The sequence below is a fragment of the Micromonospora sp. Utrum1 genome (genome assembly GCF_057197805.1).
The window spans coordinates 240,469-256,656 of sequence record NZ_CM170071.1 but is presented as its reverse complement, the minus strand read 5'-3'; the positions used below and the strand labels follow the sequence as shown (position 1 = coordinate 256,656).

At 75.5% G+C, this 16,188-nt stretch carries 16 protein-coding genes; 9 read left to right on the top strand and 7 right to left on the bottom strand.

The features are described from left to right. Positions 1-98 precede the first annotated feature (98 nt). From AC0OLQ_RS01230 to AC0OLQ_RS01215, 4 genes are all read left to right on the top strand, one after another. Positions 99-1,865 (top strand): proline--tRNA ligase, encoded by a 1,767-nt coding sequence (locus AC0OLQ_RS01230; RefSeq protein WP_484529850.1) that lies wholly within the window; start codon positions 99-101, stop codon positions 1,863-1,865. 56 nt (positions 1,866-1,921) lie between these two features. Next, positions 1,922-2,341 carry a CBS domain-containing protein gene (locus AC0OLQ_RS01225; protein WP_357331915.1) on the top strand — a complete coding sequence of 140 codons (420 nt, stop codon included), beginning with the start codon at positions 1,922-1,924 and terminating at the stop codon, positions 2,339-2,341. Positions 2,342-2,410: 69 nt separating this feature from the next. Continuing rightward, positions 2,411-2,836, top strand: a complete 426-nt coding sequence (locus AC0OLQ_RS01220) for a SufE family protein (RefSeq protein ID WP_357331913.1) — start codon at positions 2,411-2,413, stop codon at positions 2,834-2,836. A gap of 20 nt (positions 2,837-2,856) precedes the next feature. Further along, on the top strand, positions 2,857-3,489 hold the full coding sequence (locus AC0OLQ_RS01215) for a DsbA family oxidoreductase (protein WP_484529849.1): 633 nt from the start codon (positions 2,857-2,859) through the stop codon (positions 3,487-3,489). Positions 3,490-3,525: 36 nt separating this feature from the next. Here the strand turns inward: AC0OLQ_RS01215 and AC0OLQ_RS01210 are convergent, their stop codons facing one another. The 5 genes from AC0OLQ_RS01210 to AC0OLQ_RS01190 form a co-directional block, all read right to left on the bottom strand. Continuing rightward, complete coding sequence (locus AC0OLQ_RS01210) at positions 3,526-4,074, bottom strand: YbaK/EbsC family protein (RefSeq protein ID WP_357332859.1); 549 nt, start codon at positions 4,072-4,074, stop codon at positions 3,526-3,528. Between the two features lie 81 nt (positions 4,075-4,155). After that, a complete protein-coding gene (locus AC0OLQ_RS01205) occupies positions 4,156-4,350 on the bottom strand; it encodes a hypothetical protein (protein WP_357331909.1) in 195 nt (64 codons plus the stop codon). Positions 4,351-4,387: 37 nt separating this feature from the next. Beyond that, on the bottom strand, positions 4,388-5,167 hold the full coding sequence (locus tag AC0OLQ_RS01200; protein WP_484529848.1) for an SDR family oxidoreductase: 780 nt from the start codon (positions 5,165-5,167) through the stop codon (positions 4,388-4,390). A gap of 118 nt (positions 5,168-5,285) precedes the next feature. Further along, entirely contained in the window at positions 5,286-6,668 is a 1,383-nt protein-coding gene (locus tag AC0OLQ_RS01195) for an MFS transporter (RefSeq protein WP_357331904.1), read from the bottom strand. 55 nt (positions 6,669-6,723) lie between these two features. Further along, the gene (locus AC0OLQ_RS01190; protein ID WP_357331902.1) at positions 6,724-6,984 is read right to left on the bottom strand and encodes a hypothetical protein; all 261 of its coding nucleotides are present in this window, start codon (positions 6,982-6,984) and stop codon (positions 6,724-6,726) included. Positions 6,985-7,209: 225 nt separating this feature from the next. Here AC0OLQ_RS01190 and AC0OLQ_RS01185 point away from each other — a divergent pair, with 225 nt between their 5' ends. Beyond that, positions 7,210-11,772 carry a cation-translocating P-type ATPase gene (locus AC0OLQ_RS01185; protein ID WP_484529847.1) on the top strand — a complete coding sequence of 1,521 codons (4,563 nt, stop codon included), beginning with the start codon at positions 7,210-7,212 and terminating at the stop codon, positions 11,770-11,772. After that, complete coding sequence (locus tag AC0OLQ_RS01180; RefSeq protein WP_484529846.1) at positions 11,762-12,550, top strand: MBL fold metallo-hydrolase; 789 nt, start codon at positions 11,762-11,764, stop codon at positions 12,548-12,550. The genes AC0OLQ_RS01185 and AC0OLQ_RS01180 overlap by 11 nt, the downstream gene beginning before the upstream one ends. 61 nt (positions 12,551-12,611) lie before the next feature. Here AC0OLQ_RS01180 and AC0OLQ_RS01175 read toward each other — a convergent pair whose 3' ends face one another. Beyond that, complete coding sequence (locus AC0OLQ_RS01175; protein WP_357331895.1) at positions 12,612-13,031, bottom strand: CBS domain-containing protein; 420 nt, start codon at positions 13,029-13,031, stop codon at positions 12,612-12,614. A 119-nt stretch (positions 13,032-13,150) separates the two neighbouring features. Here AC0OLQ_RS01175 and AC0OLQ_RS01170 point away from each other — a divergent pair, with 119 nt between their 5' ends. Beyond that, on the top strand, positions 13,151-13,609 hold the full coding sequence (locus AC0OLQ_RS01170; protein WP_484529845.1) for a GNAT family N-acetyltransferase: 459 nt from the start codon (positions 13,151-13,153) through the stop codon (positions 13,607-13,609). A gap of 3 nt (positions 13,610-13,612) precedes the next feature. On the opposite strand, the gene AC0OLQ_RS01165 is transcribed toward AC0OLQ_RS01170, so the two are convergent. Further along, positions 13,613-14,560 carry an L-threonylcarbamoyladenylate synthase gene (locus AC0OLQ_RS01165; protein ID WP_484532523.1) on the bottom strand — a complete coding sequence of 316 codons (948 nt, stop codon included), beginning with the start codon at positions 14,558-14,560 and terminating at the stop codon, positions 13,613-13,615. 74 nt (positions 14,561-14,634) lie between these two features. Between AC0OLQ_RS01165 and AC0OLQ_RS01160 the strand changes: the two genes are divergently transcribed. Together AC0OLQ_RS01160 and AC0OLQ_RS01155 are read left to right on the top strand one after the other, a co-directional pair. After that, entirely contained in the window at positions 14,635-15,183 is a 549-nt protein-coding gene (locus AC0OLQ_RS01160) for a hypothetical protein (RefSeq protein WP_484529844.1), read from the top strand. Between the two features lie 52 nt (positions 15,184-15,235). Next, entirely contained in the window at positions 15,236-16,126 is an 891-nt protein-coding gene (locus AC0OLQ_RS01155; protein WP_484532522.1) for an aminoglycoside phosphotransferase family protein, read from the top strand. Positions 16,127-16,188 lie beyond the last annotated feature (62 nt).

Here is a 16,188-nt window from a genome sequence, read left to right as displayed (position 1 = left end):
TCCAACGGGGACACCGGCCCGCGTCGGTGGAACGTCATGGAGGTCAAACGGGAGCGAATATGATCGCCCGCCGGCGCTGCCCGCCGTACGCTGCGGCAATGCTGCTGCGCATGTCGACCCTGCTGCTCCGGACCCTGCGCGAGGACCCGGCCGACGCGGAGGTGCCGAGCCACCGGCTCCTCCTCCGCGCCGGCTACGTGCGCCGCGCCGCGCCGGGCGGCTACACCTGGCTGCCGCTGGGCAAGCTGGTGCTGGACCGGGTCACCGAGATCGTCCGCGCGGAGATGGCAGCGATCGGCGACCAGGAGGTGCAGTTCCCGGCGCTGCTGCCGGCCGAGCCGTACCGGACCAGCGGGCGGTGGACGGAGTACGGCGACGACATCTTCACCCTGGAGGACCGGAAGGGCGCCGAGCACCTGCTCGCCCCGACCCACGAGGAGATGGCCGCGCTGCTGGTGAAGGACCTGTTCAGCTCGTACCGGGACTTCCCGGTGACGCTGTTCCAGATCCAGACCAAGTTCCGGGACGAGGCCCGGCCCCGGGCCGGCCTGCTGCGCGGGCGGGAGTTCCTGATGAAGGACGCCTACTCGTTCGACCTGGACTCCGCGGGGCTCCAGGCCGCCTACGACCGGCACCGCGAGGCCTACCAACGGATCTTCACCCGGCTCGGGCTGGACTTCGCCGTGGTGCACGCGATGTCCGGGGCGATGGGCGGCTCGGCGTCGGAGGAGTTCCTGGCCGCCACGCCGGTCGGCGAGGACAGCTACGTCGGCTGCACCACCTGCGACTACGCGGCCAACACCGAAGCCGTGATGACCCGTGCGCCGGCCGCCGGCGACCCGGACGCGCACCCGGCGATCGAGGTGCACGACACCCCGGAGACACCCACCATCGCGTCGCTGGTCGAGCTGGCCAACGCCCGCGCGCTGGCCGGCCGGACCGACTGGACCGCCGCCGACACGTTGAAGAACGTGGTGCTCGCCGTGCGCCGGCCGGGCGCCGAACTGGCCGAGCTGCTGGTGATCGGCCTGCCCGGCGACCGCGAGGTGGACCTGAAGCGGGTCGAGGCGGCGCTGCACCCGGCCACCGTGGCGGTCTTCGAGGACTGGGCGGCGCACCCGGAGCTGGTCCGCGGCTACCTCGGGCCGCAGATCCTGGCCAAGCACGGCGTCCGCTACCTGGTCGACCCCCGGGTGGTCACCGGCACCGCCTGGCTGACCGGGGCGAACGAGCCCGGCCGGCACGCCACCGACGTGGTGGGCGGGCGGGACTTCGTGCCGGACGGCACCATCGAAGCGGCCGAGGTGCGGCCGGGAGACCCCTGCCCGGCCTGCGACGGCGAGCTGACCATGCGGCGGGGCATCGAGGTGGGGCACATCTTCCAGCTCGGCCGCCGGTTCACCGACGCCTTCGCGGTCGACGTGCTCGGCCGGGAGGGCAAGCCGGTCCGGCCCACCATGGGCTGCTACGGCATCGGCGTCTCGCGGGCCGTCGCGTCGGTGGCCGAGCAGCACCACGACGACCGGGGGCTGGTCTGGCCGGCCGAGGTCGCGCCGTGCGACGTACACCTGGTGGCGGCCGGGAAGGGGCCGCAGCTCGACGCGGCGCTGGAACTCGGCGGGCGGCTCTCCGCCGCCGGCCTGCGGGTGCTGGTCGACGACCGCACCCACGTCTCGGCCGGGGTGAAGTTCACCGACGCCGAGCTGATCGGCATCCCGCGGGCCGTCGTGGTCGGCCGCCGGCTGGTCGAGGGTTACGTCGAGCTGCGCGACCGGGCGTCCGGCGAGCGGATCGAGTTGCCCGTGGACGGTCTGGTCGAGCGTCTGCTCGACGAGGCGCGCGGGGCGCGCCGCGACGGGGTGTAGCGGACGTGCCACGGGGTACCGCAGACGGATAGACCGAGGCGTTTCGGAGGGCTCTCATGTACCGGGTCAGCGACGTGATGACCAAGCAGGTGGTCTACCTGCCCGCGGAGACTCCCCTGGACGAGGCGGCCAGGGTGATGAAGGAGTCGGACATCGGCGATGTGGTGGTCACCGACGGAGCGACCCTCGCCGGCATGCTGACCGACCGCGACATCGTGGTCCGGGCGGTGGCCGAGCGGGCCGACCCGACGAGCACCACGATCGGCTCGATCATCACCCGCGAAGTGGTGATGATCGAGCAGCACTGCACCGCGGCCGAGGCCGCCGCGCTGATGCGCGAGCGCAACATCCGCCGGGTGCTGGTCTGCGACAACGACCGCAAGCTGGTGGGCATCGTCTCCCTCGGCGACCTGGCCATGCAGCTCGACCCGAACTCCGCGCTGAGCGACATCAGCGAGGCCGCCCCGAACATGTGATCCGCCCGACCCGGTGTCCTCCCGGCCGACCCCGGAGGACGCCGGGTCACCGGCGGTAGCCTGGCGGTCATGTCCGAGATGCCGAGCAAGCTGGCCGAGATCGTCGACGAGTTCGCCGCCGCCCCGCGCGACGTGGTGCTGGAGATGCTGCTGGAGTTCTCCGACGTGATCCCGCCGCTGCCCGAGGGGGTGGAGCGGGACGACCTGGAGCAGGTCCCGGAGTGCCAGACCGCGTTCTTCCTCCGCGCCGAGGTCAACCCGGACAAGACGGTGAGCACCATCTTCGACTGCCCGCCGGAGGCACCGACCACCCGGGCGTTCGCCGGCATCCTCGCCGAAGGGCTGGCCGGGGCGAGCGCCGAGCAGGTGCTGGCCGTGCCGGACGACCTCTACCAGCGGATGGGCCTGGCCCAGGCGATCAGCCCGCTGCGGGTGCGCGGCGGCACCGCCATCCTGGCCCGGCTGAAGCGCCAGGTCCGGGAACAGATCTCCTGATCGAGGGGTTGTCGCTGGTCATGGAGATCGAGATCTACGCCGACGTCGTCTGCCCCTGGTGCTGGATCGGCAAGCGCCGGCTCGAGCAGGCCCTGGCGCGCTACGACGGCGAGGTGACGGTCCGGTTCCGGCCGTTCCAGCTCGACCCGACGCCGGTGGCCGAGCCGAAGCCGCTCATCGAGGCGCTGGGTGCCAAGTTCGGCGGCCGGGACAAGGCCGAGGGCATGGCCGCCCACGTCACCCAGGTCGCCGAGGGCGCGGGGATCGACATGCATTTCGACCGCGCGGTGGCTGCGAACACCTTCGAGGCACACCGGCTGGTCCGGTTCGCCACCGAGCGGGGCAGGGCCGCCGAGCTGGTCGAGCGGCTCTACCGGGCGCACTTCCAGGACGGGATCGACGTCGGGTCGCTCGACGCGCTGGCTAAGCTGGCCGGCGAGGTCGGCCTGGACGAGACCGAGGCCCGCGATTACCTGGCGTCGAACCTCGGTCGCCGGGAGGTGGCCGCCGACCTGAGCGCCGCCCACCAGCTCGGCGTCTCCAGCGTGCCGACCTTCGTGCTGGCCGGGAAGTACGCCGTGACCGGCGCCCAGGAGCCGGAGACGCTGCTCGCCGCCCTCCACGAGGTCGCGCAGCGCGAAGCGTCCGCGTGATGTTTCACGTGGAACAAGATCGATGCGAATGAGGGCCTAGGCGGGCCGGGCCAGGTCCTCCACCACCGTTGCCCCGGGCAGCGCGCCGAGCGCCGGCCCGGGCAACGCGATCTTGCTGTGCCGTACGCCGGATCCGATGATCACGTGCGGCGTGGCGATCACCCGCGAGTCGACCAGGATCGGCCAGTCCTCCGGGAGCCCGATCGGGGTGATCCCGCCGTACTCCATCCCGGTCAGCTCGACCGCGTCGGCCATCGGCGCGAAGCTCGCCTTGCGCACGTCGAGCAGCTTGCGGACCATGCCGTTCACGTCGGCCCGGGTGGTGGCGAGCACCATGCAGGCCGCGTATCGGGTCTCGCCGCCCCGCTTGCCGGCGACCACCACGCAGTTGGCCGACTCCTCGAGCCCCACCTCGTACGCCGCGCAGAACGCCGCCGTGTCGGCCAGCTCGGCGTCGATCGGGGCGACCAGCACGTCGTCCACGTCCACCGGCGCCTCGTCCGGCCACCGCTGGATCGCCGCGGCCACCGGCGCCGCCAGCAGGTCGAGTCGGGTACGGGCGGGCTCGGTCTTCAGCGTCCCCATCACGGGTGCGATCCTCGCACCCGCCACGCGGCTCCGCTCACCGACGTCCCGAGCGGCCCGGATCCCGGGAGACGCGAAGGGTCAGCTGCCGGTGAGGAAGGCGTTCTCGCGGGCGAACGTCCGGTCCTGGTGGACCGCCAACTCCTCGGCCCGCACCTGCTGGGCGCGGTGGGTCTCCACGTCCTCGATGCCGTGCCGGACCCCGAGCCGGATCACGCCGTAGAGGAAGACGAAGCCGAAGACGTACAGGATCACGGTGGTGAGGAAGACCAGCATGCGGCCACGGTAGGGCGGCCCGGAACCGCAAGAGGTTTCATCTCCGGCCGGTTCCCCCGTACGTGTCGGCCAGGTGGTCGGCCCAGGTGCGGGTGCCCGTCGGGGTGGCGGTCGTGGTGAGCCCGCCGGCGCGCAACTCGCGGCCGAGCCGCCCCGGAATCCGTACCGGCAGCAACGGACGCCGTGACCGCCGGGCCGCCCGCCAGGCGCGGACCGCCTCGTCGTAGCGGAGCACCTCCGGGCCGCCGAGCTCCTCGATCCGACCCGACGGGCCGGCGGCCAGCATCGCGGCGAGGCGGTCCGCCACCTCGCCGGGGTCCACCGGCTGGGCGAGTATCGCCCGGTCCCCGAGCACCGGGCCGAGCCGGCTCGCCGCACGCAGCAACTCGTCCAGGAACTCCGGGAACTGCGTCGCCCGCAGCACGCTCCACGACACCGGACCGGCCGCCACCACCTGCTCGGCCGCCAGCTTGTGCCGGTAGTAGCCGAGCGGCACCCGGTCGACGCCGACGATCGACACGTACACCAGGTGGCCCACCGCGGCGTGCCCGGCGGCCAGCACCAACCGGCGGGTGCCCAGCACGTCGATCTCGTGGGTGCGCCGGTTGGGTGAGGAGGCCAGGTGCAGCACCGCCTCGACCCCGTCGACCGCCGCGGCCAGCCCTTCACCGGTGGCCAGGTCGGCCGCCAACCACTCCACTCCGGCATCGCTCCGGGGCCGGCGACTCACCGCGCGCACGGTGTGCCCCTCGTCGCGCAGCCGGGGCAGCGCCACCCGCCCGAGCCGTCCACTCGCCCCGGTCACCAGCACCCGCATCGTCGCTCCTCTCCCGCGTCCGTCCACCGGACGGGCCGGCGGGCCGGATCGTGACGCCCCTGCCCCGGTACCCCCGATCCTGCGGTCCCGGGCCGGGCGACGCGGGTGGATCCGGTGGTCAGGCGGCCGCGGGCGCCCGCCGCACCACGCGGCCCGCGAGCAGCACGCCGAGCAGTCCGCAGCCGGCCGCCACGGCCAGGGTGGTCGCGTAGCTCCCGCGGCCGGGAGCCGAACCGGCGGCCAGCACGGCCCCGGTCAGCGCCAGCACGGTGGCGGCGGAGAGCGAGTCGCCCAGTTGCAGCGCCGAACTGTTCCGGCCCTGCTCGGCGGGGGCGGACAGGTCCAGGGTGAGCACCGACAGCGACGGGTAGAGCAACCCCATGCCGAGGCCGGCCACCGCCCAGGCCAGCACCGCGAGCGCCACCGGCAGGGCCGGCAGGAGGGCCAGCGCGACGCCGGCCGTGCCGACGGCGATGCAGGTCAGCCCGGCCCGGGGCAGGGTGGCGGCGGACCGCGGGGTGGCGATCCGGCCCTGGATCCAGGAGCCCGCCGACCAGGAGACCGCGCCGACGGTCAGCACGAGGCCGGCCGCGGTCGGCGAGAAGCCCCGCTCCCGGGACAGCATCAGCGGGATCACCACCTCCGCCGCGGCGAACGCCGCCGAGGCCAGGCCGCGCAGGCCGATCACGGTCGGCAGCCCCCGCGCGGCCCGCAGGAACCCGGCCGGCAGCAGCCGCGGTACGCAGACCAGCAGCCCGACCAGCGCCGCGCCGACCAGGCCGGCGGCGAGCACGCCGCGCTGCTGCCCCCCGTAGTGCAGCAGTGCGGCGCTCGCCCCCGCCCCACAGGCCCAGCCGATCCGGGCCGCCGCGCCGGCCGGCGGCCGGGTCGGCACGGTCGCGCCCAACGCCCGCAGCCCCGGCTGGATCAGCAGCACGGCCGGCACCGCGACCGCCGGCACCGCGAGGAACACCCAGCGCCACCCCAGGTGCTCGACGATCAGCCCGGCCAGCGCCGGACCGACCAGCGACGGGACCACCCAGGCCGCGGCGAACGCGGCGAACACCCGCCGCCGCAGCTCCTCCGGGTACGCCTGCCCGACGATCACGTAGAGCGCGACGGAGAGCAGCCCGGAACCGAAGCCCTGCACGACGCGCCCGACGACCAGTACCTCCATCGTGGGCGCGGCGCCCGCCACCGCCAGGCCCGCCACGAACCACGCCACCCCGTGCCACATGGCCTGCCGCGGCCCCCGGGCGTCGCACCAGATGCCGGAGGCGACCATGGCCACCACGCCGGAGGCGAACGGGCCACCGAAGGCGAGCGCGTAGAGGCCGAGCCCGTCCAGGGTGCGGGCGACCGTGGGCATCGCGGTGCCCACCGCGAGGGCCTCGAAGGCGAGCAGCGACACCAGGGCGACGCTGCCCACGGTCATCGCCCGCAGCCGCGGCGACCAGAGGTGTGCGGGCGGGGCCGGCGGTGCGGCCGTGGCGGTCGACATGGGCTCAAGCCTCCGACCTCAACCGCGATTGAGGTCAACGGTGAGCCCCGTCTCGTCAGGCCGACTCCAAGGCCTCGCCCACCCCTTTCACGAGTCCCGAGTAGTGCTGGTCGGCCAGGACGTGCCCGGCGGTGATGACCAGGGCCAGCGGCCACTCGATGACCTGGAGCGCGGCGAGCACGCCGAGCCCCGCGTAGTAGGTCAACTTGTCCGGCGGGGGCACCGCCACCTCGCCCAGCATCGGGACCTGCACCCGCCGGCAGTACGTCTTCACCATCTCCCGCGACCCGCTGAGGTTGCGTGTCAGCGTGCTCATCCGCGCCTCCCCGGTTCCGACGACGACATCGCTGTCCGAGCGGCATTCCACCGGCCTCCCCGTCCATGCGCCGGGCACTGCGGAAACTTCCCCCGCCCGAGGGGCATAACGGACGCCGGGCTGGGAAGTCGGGCCGCCGGGACGAGGCGCGGGAGGCGAGATGGCGTACGGCGAGCGCGGCGGGAGTACCGAGGAGCGGGGCCGGCAGCCCGGTCGTACGCCTCGATGACCTCGCTGGGCCGCGTCGCCGGGCTGCTGCTGTCGCCGGCCGCCCTGCCGGACGCGGTGGCCCGGGCCGCACGCACGGTCGCCACCGCGGTGCCGGACACCGCCCGTACCGTCGGATCGACCCTGCCGGAGACGGCCAGGAACGCCGTGCCGGACAGCGTCGCCGAGGCGGCGGGGAGTGTGGGCGCCGCGGCGACCCGGCTGGCCCGCCTCGCCGGGCTGACCCGGCGCCGGGTCTGGTCGCGCGCCGGCCGGCACCACATCGAGGTGCACGGCGTCTGCCAGGACGGCGGGGACCAACTGGCCCGGCAGGTCGAGGCGGCGCTGGAGGCGCTGCAGGGGGTGGCCTGGGCCCGGGTCAACGCGCCGTCGGGCCGGGTGGTCGTGGCGGTCGAGGAGCCGAAGCCGAAGCTGCGCGACCTGATCGCCACCGTGGCGCGGGCCGAGCAGGTGTGCCCGCACGAGCCGGACCCGGAGATCCCGCCGCCGCATCCACCCGAGGAGGGGCCGCGCACCCCCCGCACCCTGGGCGCGCTGGCCTCCGACGCGCTCGGCCTCACCCTCTCGGCGGCCACCCGGATCCTGCCGTTCACCCCGGTCCCCGGCGAGGTGGCCGGCTTCCTCGCCGCGGTCGACCTGCACCCGAAGCTGCACGCGCTCGCCGACCGGGGCCTGCGGGCCGACCCCCGCGCCGAACTGGTCTTCCCGCTCGTCGAGGCGGTGGCCCAGGGGCTCGCCGGCGGCTGGAGCGGCATCGTGCTCGACGGCGCGCAGCGGGTGGTGCAGTGGGGCGAGGCGCGGGCCCAGCTCGCCGCCTGGGCGAAGGCCGAGCCGAGGCTGACCGGCGAGCCGGACCGCGCGGTCGCCCGGGTGCCGGACGGCGAACGGCCCTGCCCGGTCCCGGACGGCCCGGCCGAGCACTACGTCAGCCGGATGCTGGTGGCCGGCGCGGCCGCCGGGGCGGCGGCGGTGCCGGTGGTCGGCGGGAAGCGGGCCGCCGCGCTGGCCCTGTCGTCGCTGCCCAAGGCTCCGGGCAGCGGCCGCGAGGGGTACGCCGCCCAGCTCGGCCGGATGCTCGCCCGGCGCGGTGTGATCGCCATGGACCGCAGCGTGCTGCGCGAGCTGGACCGGATCGACACGGTGCTGCTGGACGCGGCCGTGCTCGGCTCCGACCGGGGCGTGCTGGCCGACCTGGCGCCGCTGCCCGGCGCGGACACCGGCCAGGTGGCCGCCCGGGCGTTCGCGCTCTTCGACCCGGCCGCCCCGGACGCCGTACGGAACGCCGACGGCTGGCGGCTCGGCCCGCTGGACCGGATGGACGCCGAGGACCCCGGGAACACGCCGGACAGCACGCGGCTGCGCGCGGACGGCGGCCGGCTGCTCGGGCTGGCCCAGAGCGGCCGGCTCGCCGCCGTGCTGCGGGTCGAGCCGGAGGCCGTGCCCGGGGTGGACGCCCTGGCGACCGCCGCCCGCCACGCCGGCCTGCGGCTCCTGGTCGCCGGCGACGACGACGGCCGGTACGACTTCGCCGACGCCCTCGTGCCCGGCGGTCCCCGGCTCGCCGACTCGGTCCGCGACCTGCAACGCGAGGGCGCGGTGGTGCTGGTGGTCTCGGGCGACCGGGCCGCGCTCGGCGCCGCCGACTGCGGGCTGGGTGTCTCCGCCCCGGAGGACCTGCCGCCCTGGGGCGCGCACCTGCTCGTCGGGGACGACCTGCGGATCCCCGCGCTGCTCATCGACGCGACCGGGGTGGCCCGGCGGATGACCGGGCAGAACATCCGGATCGCGATGGCCGGCACCGGGCTGGCGGCGCTCGGCGCGTTCACCGCCGACCGGGAGCGGTTGCCCGGCCGGGCCCTCGCCGCCGTGAACGGGGCCGCCGCCCTCGCCTTCGCGCACGGCGTCTGGCGGGCCCAGCGACTGCCGGACCGGACCCGTACGCCGGCGCCCGCTCTCACCGCCTGGCACCTCATGCCGGTGGAGACCGTCCTCGACCAGGTCGGCACCCGCCCCGAGGGGTTGACCGGCGAGGAGGCGGCCCATCGCCGGCGCGCCGTGACCGGGGACGGGCACGGCCCGACCGGGCTGCTCCGCGCGTTCGTGGACGAGCTGTCGAACCCGCTCACCCCGGTGCTCGCCGCCGGGGCGGTGCTCTCCGCCACGTTCGGCTCGCTGGTCGACGCGGCCCTGGTCGGGGGCGTGGTGGGCGGCTCGGCGCTGATCGGCGCGGTGCACCAGCACAACACCGAGCGTTCCCTGGCCGAGCTGCTGTCCCGCTCGGCGGTGACCGCCCGGGTGCTGCGCGACGGCGCGGAGCGGGTGATGGCCGCGGAGGACCTGGTGGCCGGGGACGTGGTGGCGGTGGGCCCCGGCGACGCCGTCCCGGCCGACTGCCGGGTGCTGACCAGCGACGGGCTGGAGGCCGACGAGTCGTCGCTGACCGGTGAGTCGCTGCCGGTGGGCAAGACCGTCGAGCCGGTGGTGGCCGCGGCGGTGGCCGAGCGGCACTCGATGCTCTACGAGGGCACCACGGTCGCCGCCGGCCACGGCACCGCCGTGGTGGTGGCCACCGGCGAGGAGACCGAGGCGGGGCGGAGCCTCGCCCTGGCCCGGGAGGCGCCCCCGGCCAGCGGGGTGGAGAGCCGGCTCGGGAAGCTGACCAGCGCGGCCGTGCCGCTGGCGGCCGGTTCGGCGATCGCGGTGGCCGGGGCAGGGCTGCTCCGGGGCGTACCCCTGGCGGAGACGGCGGCGACCGCCGCGAACCTGGCCGTGGCCTCGGTGCCCGAGGGGCTGCCGTTCCTGGTCAGCGCCGCCCAGCTGGCGGCGGCGCGGCGGCTGGCCGAGCACGGCGCGCTGGTCCGCAACCCGCGGACCATCGAGGCGCTGGGCCGGGTCGACGTGCTCTGCTTCGACAAGACCGGCACCCTCACCGAGGGAAAGCTGCTGCTGGCCGGGGTGGGCAGCGGCGACGACCGGTACGCCCCACCCGACCGGCTGGACGAGCCGCTCCGGCTGACCCTGGCCACGGCGCTGCGGGCCACCCCCGCGGCGGCCGACCCGGACGAGCTGCCCCAGCAGACCGACCGGGCGGTGCGCCGCGGCGCGCGCACCGCCGGCGTGCTGGAGCTGACCGGCGCACCGGATTGGACGGCGGTGGGCGGGCTGCCGTTCGAGCCGTCCCGGGGTTACCACGCCACTGTCGGTCGCACCGCCGACGGGCTGCTGCTCAGCGTGAAGGGTGCGCCCGAGTCGGTGCTGCCGCGCTGCGCGGCCCGGCGGACCGCCGGGGGCGACACGCCGCTGGATCCGGCCGGCCGGGACGCGTTGCAGGCGATGCTCGCCGAGCGGGCCGGGGCCGGGAACCGCGTCCTGGCCGTCGCCGAGTGCCCGGTGGGCGCCGAGTCGGTGACCGACGAGCAGGTCGACGGGCTGGTCTTCGTCGGCTTCCTGGCCCTCGCCGACGGGGTGCGGGAGAGCGCGGCGCCCGCGGTGCGGCGGATCCGGCAGGCCGGTGTGCACACCATCATGATCACCGGGGACCACCCGGCCACCGCCGAGGCGATCGCCGCCACGATTAGCCCCGACCACGGGGAGCAGCGGGTGGTCACCGCCAGCGAGCTGGACCGGCTCGACGACGAGGCCCTCGCGGAGCGGCTCATGGGCACCGACGTGGTGGCCCGCTGCACCCCGGCGCACAAGGTGCGGATCATCCAGGCCCTGCAACACCGGGGCCGGACGGTGGCGATGACCGGCGACGGCGCCAACGACGCCCCGGCGATCCGCCTCGCCGACGTGGGCATCGCGCTCGGCCAGCGCGGCACCCCGGCGGCCCGCGCCGCCGCCGACCTGGTGGTCACCGACGACCGGCTGGAAACGATCATCGCCACCCTGGTGGAGGGGCGGGCCATGTGGTCGTCGGTCCGCCACGCGCTGAGCATCCTGGTCGGCGGCAACCTCGGCGAGATCGCGTTCAGCGTGCTGACCGCCGCCAGCACCGGCCGCTCGGCGCTCACCGGCCGGCAACTGCTCCTGGTCAACCTGCTCACCGACCTGGTGCCCGCGCTGGCCATCGCGGTCCGCCCGCCCGCCTCCCACGGGGCCGACCACCTGCTGCGGGAGGGACCGGACACCTCGCTCGGCGAGACGCTGACCCGGGAGATCGCACTCCGGGCCGGAGCCACCACGCTGGGCGCGACCGCCGGCTGGACGCTCGCCCGGTGGACCGGCCGGGAGCGCCGGGCGGGCACGGTGGCGCTCGCCTCGCTGGTCGGCACCCAGCTCGGCCAGACCGTGCTGGCCGGTGGCACCAGCCCCACCGTGCTGGCCTCCACCGCCGCCTCGGTCGGCGTCCTCATCGCCGTGGTGCAGACACCCGGGGTCAGCCAGTTCTTCGGCTGCACCCCGCTCGGCCCGGTGGGCTGGACCATCGCCGCCGGCTCCGCGCTCGGCGCCACCTTCGCCAACGGCGCGCTGACCCGGCTGGTCGACCGCCTCCCCCAGCGCGAGGCCCGTCGGCATGGCGGGACCGATCAGGGGTACGGCGAGGGGCATGACGCCTGAGGCGACCTTCATCGGTACGGCGACCACGGTGCTGCGGATCGGCGGGTTCACCCTGCTCACCGACCCGAACTTCCTGCACCGCGGGCAGCGCGCCTACCTCGGCAAGGGACTCTGGTCGAAGCGCAGCACCGACCCGGCGCTGACCATCCCCGAGCTGCCCACGCTGGACGCGGTGGTCCTGTCCCACCTGCACGGCGACCACTTCGACCGGGTGGCCCGCCGCGAGCTGGACCGGGCGCTGCCGATCGTCACCACGCCCGCGGCGGAACGGAAGCTGCGCCGGTGGGGGTTCCGGGCGGCGGAGGGCCTGCCCACCTGGCGCTCGTACGAGCTGCACCGCGGGGACGAGACGCTGCGGCTGACCGCCCTGCCCGGCCAGCACGGGCCCGGCGTGCTGGACCGGCTGATGCCCGACGTGATGGGCACCCTGGTCGACCTGGAACGCGCCGGCGAGCGCCAGTTCCGGCTCTACGTCACCGGCGACACCCTGCGCCGCCCGCAGCTCGCCCAGATCCCCGAACGGTTCCCGGACATCGACGCCATGCTGATCCAAATCGGCGGCACCAGAGTCGCCGGCATCCTGCTCACCATGGACGCGCGGCAGGGCACCGATGTGGTGGAGCTGATCCGGCCCCGGCTCACCTTGCCGATCCACTACGACGACTACCCGGTGTTCCGCTCCCCGCTGCGCCACTTCGTCGAGGAGGCCCGGCGGCGCGGCTTCATCCGGCACGTCCGCACCATCCACCGGGGCGAGACCGTGCCGCTGACCCCCTGACGCGGCTCGCCGCCCCACCCGGCACGGGCCGGAGGGGCGGCGAGGGGTGCGTCGGTGGCGGTCAGGCGCGCTCGGAGATCGCCTCGATCAGGTCGCCCACCGGGCGTTCCGGCAGCGAGCGGGCCACGTCGGCGACGGCCACGATGCCGACGAGCTCATGCCCGTCAATCACCGGCAGCCGGCGTACCTTGTGCTCGCCCATGGTGCGCAGGATCTCGGCCGCGTCGTCGTCCGCGCCGATGGTCACGGCCTCGCCCTGGGCCAGCTCACCGGCGGTCACGTCGCCGGGGTCCTTGCCCTGGGCCAGCACCTTCACCACGATGTCCCGGTCGGTCACCATGCCCTTGAGGCGGTTGTCGTCGCCGCAGATCGGCAGCGAGCCCACCCCGAGCTCAGCCATCCGCCGGGCGGCGGTCCGGAGGTCGTCCTGCTCCCGGACACAGCTCACGTCGTTGGTCATGATCTCGCGTGCGGTCGGCATTGGCATGACACCTCACTTTCGGGGGGTTGTTACCCGTACTCCTACCCCCGCCGGTCGCAGCCATGCGGCCCGCGTAAATGGGATCGATCGCGGGCCGGGTCGGCAGCTAGGGTGCCGCCGTGCCGTCACCTCGCCTTGAGCAGATCACCCCGGACAACGTCCTGGCCGCCTGCGCGATCGCCGTCCGTCCCGACCAGGAGGGGCTGGTCGCCCCGGTCGCCCGGTCGCTCGCCGAGGCGTACGCCCAGCCGACGGTCGCCTGGCCCCGGCTGATCGTCGACGACGACGGGCCGGTGGGCTTCCTGATGGGCTTCCTCGACATCCAGTGGCGTCGAGACCCGACCGACGTCCGCTCCGGCCTGTGGCGGCTGAACATCGCCGCGGACCAGCAGGGCCGGGGCTACGGGCGGTTCGCCGTGGCGGCGCTCGCCGACGAGTTGCGCCGCCGGGGCGCGGACCGGATGTTCGTCACCTGGGCGCCCGGCCCGCACGGCCCGGAACGCTTCTACCGCCGCCTCGGCTTCCGGCTCACCGGCGAGCTGAGCGGCGACCAGGTGGTCGGCGAACTGGCCCTCTGACGGTCAGCGCCAGGTGGCGGCGGCGCGCCGCAGCCGGTCGTTGATCGCCCGGCCGACGCCGACCTCCGGGACCGGCTCGGCGACGATCTCGGTCACCCCGGTCGCGTCGAGCCGGTGCAGGGCGTCGAAGAGCCGGGCGGCCGCCACGGTCAGGTCGCCCTCGGACGACAGCACCTCCACCGCGGCCCAGTCACCCTGCGCCGGCGGCTCCCGGAAGGCCAGGAACCCGCGCCGGCCGCCGTCCCCCTCGGCCGCCGCGCCCAACCGCAACGGGGTACGCGGGGCGTAGTGCGCGGCCAGCGTCCCCGGCGCGACCGGCTGGCCCGAGCTGCCCGGACGTACCTCGACCGGCCCGACCGCCTCGACCAGCGCCTCCACCGGCAGCGCGCCCAGCCGGAGCACCACCGGCCGCTCGCCCCGGGCGTCCACGATGGTCGACTCGATCCCGCACCGGGTCGGACCACCGTCGAGCACCACGTCCACGGCGGCGCCCAGCCCGGCCACCACGTGCTCCGCGCGGGTGGGGCTGAGCTGCCCGAACCGGTTGGCGCTGGGCGCGGCCACCGGCACCCCGGCGGCGGCGATCAACGCCCGCGCGGACGGCTCGTCCGGCACCCGGACCGCCATGGTGTCCAGCCCGGACGTGACGATCGGCGGGATCACCGCCGGCCGGTCCACGATCAGGGTGAGCGGGCCGGGCCAGAAACGCGCCACCAGCGCGGCCACCGCCGGCGGCACCGCGCCGACCAGCGCGGGCAGGTCGGCGGCGTCGGCCAGGTGGGTGATCAGCGGGTCGAAGCTGGGGCGGGCCTTCGCCTCGAAGATCCGGGCCGCCGCCCGGGCGTCCAGCGCGTTCGCGCCCAGCCCGTAGACGGTCTCGGTGGGGAAGGCGACCAGCCCGCCGGCACGCAGGACGGCGGCGGCCTCGCCGATGCCGCTCCCGGCCGGCAGGACGCGCGGGGATCCGGTGCTCACGGACCGACGCTAGCCTGCCGGGCACCCCGGCCCGGCACTACCCTGCCTCCATGGGCAGACGGCTGGCGCTGGCGGTGGCCGGCGTCCTCGTGCTGGTCGGCTGCCTCGGCCTGCTGACCGCCGTGCCGGCCGTCCAACGGGCCCTCTCACCGGACGCCGAGCCCACGCCCCTCCCGCTCCGGCTTTCCGGCCGGCGCTACGACAACCTCACCGTCGACGTCGACCCCGGCCGGTACGCCATCTGGGCCACCCGGCCGACGAGCGCCCCGGACCGTGACCGGTGCCGGGTGACCGGCCCGGACGGGCGGCCGGTGCCGGCGGGCGAGCCCGGGCACGTGGTCCGGTGGACCGAGGTGGCCACCGACGACACCCTCTGGACCTGGGTGTCGACCTTCGCCGCCCCGGCCGCCGGCCGCTACCGCCTCACCTGCCGGCTCGACCCCGACGTCGGCCAGCAGTACACGGTGACCCGGGAACCGGACCGCCGGCTCACCCTGCGCCTGCGGCTGGCGCTGTGGCGCGGACTGCTGGTGGCGGCGCTGCCGGCCGGCCTCGTGATCCTCGGCATGACGCTGACCTGGCGCCGCCGGGCGGACTGAACTCGGTTGCGTCCCGCACCGGGGCCGCTCCATGATCGTCGCCGTGAGCCGGATGAAGATGCACGCCGACGAGGTGCTGACCGACGTCGACCTGGTCCGCCGGCTGCTCGCCGGGCAGTTCCCGCACTGGGCCGACCGGCCGCTCCGCCTCGTTCCCTCGTACGGGACGGACCACGACGTCTACCGGCTCGGCGACGACCTGGCGGTACGGCTGCCCCGGATCGGCTGGGCCACCGAGCAGGCGGCTCGGGAGGCCGAGTGGCTGCCCCGGCTGGCCCCGCACCTGCCGCTCGCCGTGCCCGTGCCGCTGGCCATGGGCAATCCCGCCGAGGGTTACCCCTTCGACTGGTCCGTCTACCGGTGGTTGCCGGGCGAGAACGCCAGCGCCGCCCTGTACGACCTGGACCGGGCGGCGGTCGACCTGGCCGGCTTTGTCGCCGCGCTGCGGCGGATCGACACCACCGGCGCGTACCCCCGGCCGCCCCGCTCCCGCGGCGCCGACCTGGCCGAACTGGACGAGGGGGTGCGCGACGCGGTACGCCGGCTCGGCAACCGGGTCGACGGTGACGCGGTGCTGCGCGCCTGGCAGGAGTCGCTGGACGCACCGGCCTGGAACGGGCCGGGACTCTGGCTGCACGGTGACCTGCTCCCCGGCAACCTGCTGGTGGTCGACGGCCGGCTCTCCGCGGTCATCGACTTCGGCGGGCTCAACGTCGGCGACCCGGCCTGCGACCTGCAACCGGCGTGGAACGTCTTCACCGGCCGCAGTCGCGCCCGGTTCCGTGCCGAACTGGCCGTCGACGACGCCTCCTGGCTGCGCGGCCGGGGCTGGGCGCTGCTCCAGGCGGTGATCGCCCTGCCCTACTACTGGGACACCAACCCGGGGATCGTCCGGCAGACCTCCCACGCGCTGCGCGAGGTGCTCGCCGACGCCGCCCGCTGAACCGCGCGCCGGCGGGTAGACACGGTCATGGTGCTCCGCCGGCAACCGGCGGGCCCGAGGAG